Source organism: Mycobacterium sp. (genome assembly GCF_050701675.1).
GTDB lineage: Bacteria > Actinomycetota > Actinomycetes > Mycobacteriales > Mycobacteriaceae > Mycobacterium.
The window spans coordinates 1-7877 of record NZ_JBOGDD010000176.1 but is presented as its reverse complement, the minus strand read 5'-3'; the positions used below and the strand labels follow the sequence as shown (position 1 = coordinate 7877).

The window sequence follows — 7877 nt, the reverse complement described above, 5'->3', positions numbered from 1 at the left end:
GTAGGTGACATGACCTCGGCGGCAGCGACTCCCAGCCCCATTCCTTCGGTTGCTCTCAACGACGACAACAGCATCCCGGCTCTCGGCCTCGGTGTCGGCGAGCTGTCGGATGCCGAGACCGAGCGCTCGGTCTCGGCCGCGCTCGAGATCGGCATTCGACTGATCGACACGGCGACCGCGTACGGGAACGAGGCCGCGGTGGGACGCGCCATCGCGGCATCGGGCATACCGCGCGCCGAGATCTTCATCACCACCAAGCTGGCGACCTCCGACCAGGGCTTCCGGGCCGCCCAGGACGCCTGCCGGGCCAGCGCCGAGCGGCTCGGCACGGACTACGTCGACGCCTACCTGATCCACTGGCCTGCCGGAGACCCTGGCGTCTACGTGCACAGCTGGGGCGGGATGCTGAAGCTGCGGGATGACGGTGTCGCCAAGTCGATCGGCGTCTGCAACTTCTCCGCCGAGGATCTGAACAACATCATCGAGCTGACCTACGTCCCGCCTGCCATCAATCAGATCGAGCTGCATCCGCTGCTGAACCAGACCGACCTGCGCGCGGCCAACGCCGAGCACGACATCGTCACCGAGGCGTACAGTCCCTTGGGCGTCGGCCGCTTGCTGGACAACCCGACCGTTACGTCGATCGCGGGTGAGTACGGAAAGTCGGCCGCTCAGGTGCTCATCCGGTGGAGTCTGCAGCTCGGCAACGTGGTGATTCCGCGGTCGGCGACGCCCGGACGCATCGTCGAGAACTCCGACGTGTTCGAGTTCGAGCTGGCGGCCGAGCACATGGACGCGCTCAACGCACTCGACGCGGGCACCCGCTTCCGACCCGACCCGGCGACGTACACCGGCAGCTAACCCACGGTGGCCGTTTTCGATCCTGGCGGCAAGATCCGAGATCAGCAGCGCAGACCTCGTTTTCGCGGTATTAACGCTTCAGTCAGCAGTCAATTCGAAACCGTGTAATCTCACGCGCATCAGACTCGCAACTGGAAGAGGCGCGATGCAGAGGATTGCCATGGCCGTCGTCGTGGGGGCACTTTTGAGCGGCTCGTTGGCGACCGCTCAGCCCGCGATGGCCGCGCAGGTCTCACACGAGGCGAACAGCACCGTGCCCGCGCCGACTCCGCGACCGGCAGTACAGATGCTCGACTGTGCGGGCGGAACCGGTGCCATGGGCTGTGGGCCGGGGTGGTTCTGGCGCGACGGCTGGCGGGGTCTTGCGTGCTATCCCTGCTGATCACCCCAACGGACGGAGCAGGTCGGCCATGAACAGACCCTTGATCGCGATCGGCGGCCTGACTGCCGCCGCGCTCTTGGCGGTCGGTATGACCATCGGGGGATTCAACCGCGCTGCAGCGCAACCCGATGACTACGGCGCAATCCTCGTCAGCCCGAACGTCATCACCGACTCGAATGCCTATACCGCCGGTCCACTGACCAGCAACCCGAACGGCCAGCCAGGAGTCACGACGGTCTACACCCATCGCGACAACACCCGCCAGATAACGAACACCCTCCTCGTCCTGCCCGACCCGCAGGCAGCAACCGCGGCGATCACCGAAATCCAGGGCAGCCTGGGTGACCGGGTCAGTAACGGAAAGAGTCAGCCAGCGGCGGTGGGAACCGGAGGCACCGTGATAACGGGCACCTCACCCGATGGCACCAAATCCGTCAGCGTGCTGCTGTTCACTGAGGGCAATGCTGCCGCCTCAATCGAATTCGAAGGCCCGGCCAAGGATTCCGTACCGCTGGACATGGTCACCGATTACGGCCAGAAACAGGACACCGCGATCAAGGATTCGCTCACCGCCTGACCGCTGATCCCGGCGTGGGTACAGCTCGGGACGTTTCCGAACTCGGGGTTTTGCATGGCCGGTCCGGCTCCACAGCCCGGTGACTACAAGCCCGGCAAGGCCGGCACCGTCATCGACGCATTCCTCGACTCCCCCCTGTCCGGAATCGCGCCGTGGGCACTGTTTTCGCTGTTCTCGACGCCGGGCCGGTTCGAGGAAGCCGTCTGCGTTGCCCTCGGCCTGACGCTGCTGATGCTGTGGGTCGGTAGTCGCCGAGGTATCAGCATCCACTCCCTCGAGGTCTTCGGGGTGATGTTCTTCGCGATCCTCGCCGTCGTGGGTCTGACCGCCTCGGACGGGACCATCCGGTGGCTCGAACTCTGGGCCGGTGAACTGACGAATGTGGCACTGGCCCTGTTCGCCTACGCGACCTTGATCGTGCGCAGACCGTTCACCGTGGCGTATGCCAAAGAACTTGCACCGCAGGAGTATTGGAAATCATCGCTGTTCCTGCACATCAACTATGCGATCTCGGCGGTGTGGGCGGCCGCGTTCACCGCGTCGGCGGCCATCGGTTTCATCGGGGACGCAGTCCTTCGCGATTCCAACAACTTCTGGACGGGGTGGGTGCTTCAGATCGCCACGCTCTTCTTCGCGGTGGCGTTCTCCGAGTTCTATCCCGCCTACGCCGGGGCGAAGGACGCCGCCGACCGGGGCGAACCGGAGGAGATCCCACCTCCGATCTCCATGCTGTACGACTGGCTACCCACGTTCATCCTTGGCGCGGGCGTCTTCGGCTGGGTCACCCACGCGATCCCCGAGGCAATCGGCATCGGCATGGCCATCGCCGGAGGGGCTGGGGCCGCGCTGATCCGAGCGTTCTCAGCCAAGCCCGGCAAGCCCGTCCGTGACAGCGACCCCGCCGCTTAGAGTTCCCCTTTCAGCCCGTCGGGCAGGTGGCCGCGGCATCCCTCAACACGACCGCCGACCGGTCGTCGATCGGCAGCGCGTATCCCCGCAGCACGGCGGCGAACTGCACCGAATACTGGCACCAGAAGGCGTGATTCGGCGGCATCCAGTTGGCAGGTTCGCCATCGCCCTTGTCCTGGTTGACCTTGCCCTCGACGGCCAGCAGGTTGGCCGGGTCGTTGGCGAACCGCATCCGCAGGTCCTGTGGCCAGTCCCGCGCGCCGAGATCCCACGCCAATGCCAGCGGCACGATGTGGTCTATTTGCACCGCCGCACCCGTCTGATTGCCGCGCACGAGGTTGATGGTTTCGCTGGTGTAGGGGTCATGCAGCGTTCCCGTAGCCACTGCTGTGGGGCACCGGCTAATGGCGACATACGTCTTGTCCACCAGATCGCGATCAAGAATGTCGTTGCGGGTGTCGCAGCCGTTGTGCCCGCCCGGCGCACTGGTGTCATCGGTCCAGGCGTCGCCAAAGGCCGCGCGGCGATAGTCGTGCCCGCGCACGCGCACCGGGATGAGCGGAATGTCGACGAGGATGTCGACTCCCGGCGCGACGGTGGGCACGTCGGCGTCGGCGACGAATCGGGTTGCACGGTGCGACATCGTGACTTGAACCGCGACCACGATGGCGAGCACCACGCCCGCGAGGAGCCAGACGGTCCTCTTCACGCCTTGTCCAGGTATTCGACGCGCTCCGTTTCGGCGAACGGCGCTGCCAGCAAGGCGATTCCGCGGTGCTCGAGGAGCCCGGGGTCGGCATCGTAGACGGTTTCGGCGAACGCCCGCGCGGCCTCGATGATCTCGCGGTGCGCGGCCAGCGACAGCAGCCGCAGCGTGATCGGCCGTCCCGACTGGCTGAGCCCGAGCACGTCGCCCTCGCGGCGCTCCTCGAGGTCGAGGTCGGCGAGCGCGAACCCGTCGAGGGTCGACGCGACGGCCTTGAGCCGGGCGCCGGCCTTGGAGTCCTCGGGGAGGTTGGTGGCCAGCAGGCAAAGGCTCGGGTGCTCGCCGCGGCCGATGCGCCCGCGGAGCTGATGCAGCTGGCTGATGCCGAACCGGTCGGCGTCCATCACGAACATCACGGTGGCATTGGGTACGTCGACACCGACCTCGATGACCGTCGTGCACACCAGCACGTCGATCTCGCCCGCACGGAATGCCGTCATGACGGCGTCCTTCTCGTCGCCGGTGAGCCTGCCGTGCATCAGGCCGAGCCTCAGCCCCTGCAACGGACCGTGACCGAGGTTCTCGAACAGGGTGACGACGGAGGTGGCGGGCGGCCCAGCATCCTGCCTGCCCTTGCCCTTCTCGGCCTTCCCGTTGCCATCGGTCTCATCGATGCGCGAGGCCACGATGTACGCCTGCCGTCCCGCCCCGACGTCTTCGATGATCCGCTGCCAGGCCCGCTGCACCCACTTGGTCTGCTGCCCCATGAAGATGGTGTTGGTGGCGATGGGGCGCCTGCCCCGCGGCAGCTCGCGAAGAACGGACGTCTCGAGGTCGCCGTAGACCGTGAGGGCGACGGTCCGCGGAATCGGGGTGGCCGTCATCACCAGAAGGTGCGGCGTGATACCACCGACGGCTTTGGCGCGCAGTCGATCCCGCTGTTCGACACCGAAGCGGTGCTGTTCGTCGACGACGACCATGCCGAGGTTGTGGAACTCGACGGCATCCTGCAGGAGCGCGTGCGTACCGACGACGATGCCCGCCTGGCCACTGGCCACGTCGTCGCGCACCTGGCGCTTCTGCTGCGGGGTCATCGATCCGGTGAGGAGCGCGACCCTGGTCGCCCCGTCCTGGCCGCCGAGCTGACCCGCCATGGCAAGGGGGCCGAGCACGTCGCGGATGGAGCGGTCATGTTGGGCGGCAAGGACTTCCGTCGGCGCCAACAGCGCGCATTGGTATCCGGCGTCGACCATCTGCGCCATCGCCAGCACGGAGACGATCGTCTTGCCCGAGCCCACCTCGCCCTGCAGCATCCGGTGCATCGGCTTGGTGTCGGCGAGCTCAGTCGACAGAACGTCGAGTACCTCGTGCTGGCCGGCGGTGAGTTCGAACGGCAACTGCCGCGACAACGCGGCGGCCAGTCCGTCGTCCAATGGCGGCGCGGGCGGACCCGTTTCGCTCAGCGCGCCGTGCCTACGCTCGACCAGCGCCCACTGCAGCCCAACGGCCTCGTCGAAGGCCAGCCGCTGCCTGGCGCGGTCCCTGTCCTCCTCGCGCTCCCCAAGGTGGATGGCGCGCAGCGCCTCGTCCTCGGAGACCAGATCCCACTGTTGGCGCACCGATTCGGGCAACGGGTCCTCGACGGGGTCCAGCACGTCGAGCACCTGGCGCACGCACGCAAAGATGTCCCAGCTCTGCACCTTGGCCGACGCGGGGTAGATGGGAAAGAAGTCGCGCTCGAATGCCGAGAGCAGCACCTCGCCGTCGGTCTTGCGTGACGTCTCGGCGATCTTGGCCAATGAGCGGCTGCCCTTGCCCTGCCCGGCTCCCTCCAGGATCAGGAACGCCGGATGCGTCAATTGCATTGTGCCCCGGAAGAATCCAACCTCTCCGGACAGCATCAGGCGGGTACCCTCGACAAGGATGTTCTTGGAGAACTTGGCGTTGAAGAACGTCGCGGTGACCTTCGGCTTGCGGTTGGCGAGGGTGACGACCAGGAATTGGCGTTTCGGCTGCCGGTTGGTCCAGCGGACGTCGGCGTGGGAGATCACGTCGACGAAGGTGACGTGTTCGCCCTCCTCGGGGGGTTCCCAGTCCTCGTCGAGCACCGACATGCCCTGGCTGTAACTGCGCGGATAGTGCCGCAGCAGGTCGTCGACGGTGCAAATGCCGAAGTGCTCCTCCAGCGGTCCCGCGGACTTGGCGCCGATGACGCGGTCGAGGCGCTCCGAAAGCGAAACCACGTCTACTCCACTCCGATCAGCAACGCATCGCCGCGGTGACCGGTGTGATAGGTCACCAACTCGGCGCCGAGGTGCTGGTGGTGCACGTGCTCCTGAAGTGCCGCACCCACACTGGGATCGACACCCGCTCCGGTCAGGACCGTGACGAGTTCACCTCCTGAGCTCAGCAGGAGATCGATCAGACCGGCGCCCGCGGCCGTGACGTCCTTGCCGACGATCAGCACCTCGTCACCGGAGATGCCGAGCCCGTCGCCGGGTGTGCAGGTGCCCGCCCACGTCAGCGCCTCCTCTTCGGCCACCCGCACCGACGCGTGCCTGGCGCCCGCGGCGGCGCGCGCCATGGTGTAGCCGTCGTCGACGGCCTGCCGGCCTGCGTCGTGCACGGCCAGCGCGGCGAGACCCTGCACCATGGACCCGGCGGGCACGGGGACGACGTCGATACCCCATCCGATGGCCGCCGTGCATCCGGCGACCAGTTCCTCGGCGGCGACGTATCCGTTGGGCAGCACCATGACCTGGGCGGCCCCGGCGTCGACCAGTGCGCGTAGGAGGTGTTGGGCACTGACCGCCGCATCGGCCTCCTGACGCAGGACGTGCGCGCCTTCCCCCTCGAACAGCGCCTTGGCTCCATCGCCGTCCACGATCGCCAACACCGCACGGTCGCGGGTCCAGCCACCGGGTGGTCGCGCGCCCGCGGCACCGGTCAGCGCGGTGATCTGGATCCTGCTGGGCACGCCGACGTCGAGTGCCGCCTCGACGGCTCCCCCCGCGTCGTCGGCGTGGACGTGCACCGAGAAGCGACCATCGGTGCCCGATGCGGCGATGGCAATCGAGTCGCCGAGCTGCTCGAGGCGGGCGCGCAGCACCTCGACCCCCGAGTGATCGCAACCGTTGAGGAGGTACATCACCTCGAACTGCGGCGGTGCCACCACGGGCACTGCCCCTGACGGTGGGCCCGCACCGGACGGCTCGTAGGCGACCCGGTGCGGAGCACGCCCCACCAGCGTGGTGGTCAGCGCGTCGAGCAGGACCAGCAGGCCGCGCCCGCCCGCGTCGACCACTCCGGCGTCGGCCAGCACGACGAGCTGTTGAGGAGTCTTCTCCAGTGCGATCACCGCGGCATCCGACGACTGCGTCACGACGTCTGCAATGTCCGCGTGGTCTGTCGCGGCGTCCTCGGCCGCACCTGCAGCCGCTTGAAGCACCGAGACGATGGTCCCCGGCACACTTTCGCCGACCGACGCGTCGGCGAGGACCACCGCGTGCCGAAGGGCCGACGCCAGCAGGGGGCCGTCGATGTCGGTGAGCACCCCGTCGCGTTCGTCGGCGCCACCACCGGTGACGTCGGCGAGACCGCGCAGGATCTGGGACAGGATCACCCCGGAGTTGCCACGGGCTCCCTGGAGCGCGCCCTCGGCCAGCGCGGCGGCGACTCCGACCACGTCGGCCGCGGGATCCGCGTCAACGCGTGCGCACGCCGCACGCATGGTGAACAACATGTTGGTGCCGGTGTCCGCATCGGCGACGGGGAATACGTTCAGCCGGTTGATCTCGTCGGTGCGGGTGATGAGGTGGCTGACGGCCGTGTGGGCCCACTCCCGCAGGGCGGTGGCGTCGAGCCGACGTGTGGACATGCCGACCGCCCCTCTCGAAGACCCAACGCGGCTTGGTGCGCGTCAGCCTAGCTACTGTGCCTGACACCGCGTCGCGGCATTCACACCGTTTCGCACCGGTGGACGCCGTTTTGGCGATACCAGGGGCTGCCGGTATCCTGGTCAGGTTGTTGGGTCACCCGCGTTGCGGTCGTTGGCCCCCCAGTACCGATCAAGGAGTTACACATGGCTGCGGTATGCGATGTCTGCGGGAAGGGCCCCGGCTTCGGTAAGTCGGTGTCGCACTCCCATCGTCGGACCAACCGCAGGTGGGATCCGAACATCCAGACGGTGCACGCCGTGAGCCGTCCCGGTGGCAACAAGAAGCGCATCAACGCGTGCACGTCGTGCATCAAGGCGGGCAAGGTCGCTCGCGGCTAGTTCCACCTGGTTCGCGGGCTAGGGCAGCCGCCAGTCGATCGGTTCGGCGCCCATGTTCGCGAGCAGTTCGTTGGTGCGACTGAACGGCCGCGACCCGAAGAAACCCCGCGACGCGGACAGCGGCGAGGGGTGGACCGACTCGATCGTCGCGCTGTGCTCACCCGTC

At 67.4% G+C, this 7877-nt stretch carries 8 protein-coding genes and 1 pseudogene; 5 read left to right on the top strand and 4 right to left on the bottom strand.

Annotated features, from left to right (window positions below; all coding sequences use genetic code 11):
• The first annotated feature begins 9 nt into the window (after window positions 1–9).
• The 4 genes from ACRDUX_RS05230 to ACRDUX_RS05215 all read left to right on the top strand — a co-directional run bounded on the left by ACRDUX_RS05230 (window position 10) and on the right by ACRDUX_RS05215 (window position 2729).
• Window positions 10–861, top strand: coding sequence for an aldo/keto reductase (locus ACRDUX_RS05230; protein WP_526411676.1), 852 nt, complete (start codon window positions 10–12; stop codon window positions 859–861).
• A gap of 160 nt (window positions 862–1021) precedes the next feature.
• Window positions 1022–1243, top strand: a complete 222-nt coding sequence (locus ACRDUX_RS05225) for a hypothetical protein (protein ID WP_526411674.1) — start codon at window positions 1022–1024, stop codon at window positions 1241–1243.
• A gap of 28 nt (window positions 1244–1271) precedes the next feature.
• On the top strand, window positions 1272–1820 hold the full coding sequence (locus ACRDUX_RS05220) for a hypothetical protein (protein ID WP_526411673.1): 549 nt from the start codon (window positions 1272–1274) through the stop codon (window positions 1818–1820).
• A gap of 54 nt (window positions 1821–1874) precedes the next feature.
• Window positions 1875–2729, top strand: a complete 855-nt coding sequence (locus tag ACRDUX_RS05215) for a hypothetical protein (protein WP_526411672.1) — start codon at window positions 1875–1877, stop codon at window positions 2727–2729.
• A 10-nt stretch (window positions 2730–2739) separates the two neighbouring features.
• On the opposite strand, the gene ACRDUX_RS05210 is transcribed toward ACRDUX_RS05215, so the two are convergent.
• From ACRDUX_RS05210 to fakA, 3 genes are read right to left on the bottom strand one after another with little or no spacing between them, the layout of a single operon-like run.
• Entirely contained in the window at window positions 2740–3438 is a 699-nt protein-coding gene (locus ACRDUX_RS05210) for a GmrSD restriction endonuclease domain-containing protein (protein ID WP_526411670.1), read from the bottom strand.
• Window positions 3435–5678, bottom strand: coding sequence for an ATP-dependent DNA helicase RecG (recG, locus tag ACRDUX_RS05205; protein ID WP_526411668.1), 2244 nt, complete (start codon window positions 5676–5678; stop codon window positions 3435–3437). Before recG ends, ACRDUX_RS05210 begins: the two co-directional genes overlap by 4 nt.
• A gap of 2 nt (window positions 5679–5680) precedes the next feature.
• Window positions 5681–7312: a fatty acid kinase ATP-binding subunit FakA gene (gene fakA / locus ACRDUX_RS05200; protein ID WP_526411666.1), complete on the bottom strand. Its 1632-nt coding sequence runs from the start codon at window positions 7310–7312 to the stop codon at window positions 5681–5683.
• A 204-nt stretch (window positions 7313–7516) separates the two neighbouring features.
• Between fakA and rpmB the strand changes: the two genes are divergently transcribed.
• The gene (gene rpmB, locus ACRDUX_RS05195; RefSeq protein ID WP_079926245.1) at window positions 7517–7711 is read left to right on the top strand and encodes a 50S ribosomal protein L28; all 195 of its coding nucleotides are present in this window, start codon (window positions 7517–7519) and stop codon (window positions 7709–7711) included.
• 18 nt (window positions 7712–7729) lie between these two features.
• On the opposite strand, the pseudogene ACRDUX_RS05190 reads toward rpmB, so the two are convergent.
• A pseudogene (locus tag ACRDUX_RS05190) lies at window positions 7730–7877 on the bottom strand (uracil-DNA glycosylase); the annotation flags it as partial.

Bases quoted from the DNA above. Each gene is read 5' to 3' on its own strand.
- ACRDUX_RS05230 (WP_526411676.1), top strand. From the start codon at position 10: ATGACCTCGGCGGCAGCGACTCCCAGCCCCATTCCTTCGGTTGCTCTC.
- ACRDUX_RS05225 (WP_526411674.1), top strand. From the start codon at position 1,022: ATGGCCGTCGTCGTGGGGGCACTTTTGAGCGGCTCGTTGGCGACCGCT.
- ACRDUX_RS05220 (WP_526411673.1), top strand. From the start codon at position 1,272: ATGAACAGACCCTTGATCGCGATCGGCGGCCTGACTGCCGCCGCGCTC.
- ACRDUX_RS05215 (WP_526411672.1), top strand. From the start codon at position 1,875: ATGGCCGGTCCGGCTCCACAGCCCGGTGACTACAAGCCCGGCAAGGCC.
- fakA (WP_526411666.1), bottom strand. From the start codon at position 7,312: ATGTCCACACGTCGGCTCGACGCCACCGCCCTGCGGGAGTGGGCCCAC.
- rpmB (WP_079926245.1), top strand. From the start codon at position 7,517: ATGGCTGCGGTATGCGATGTCTGCGGGAAGGGCCCCGGCTTCGGTAAG.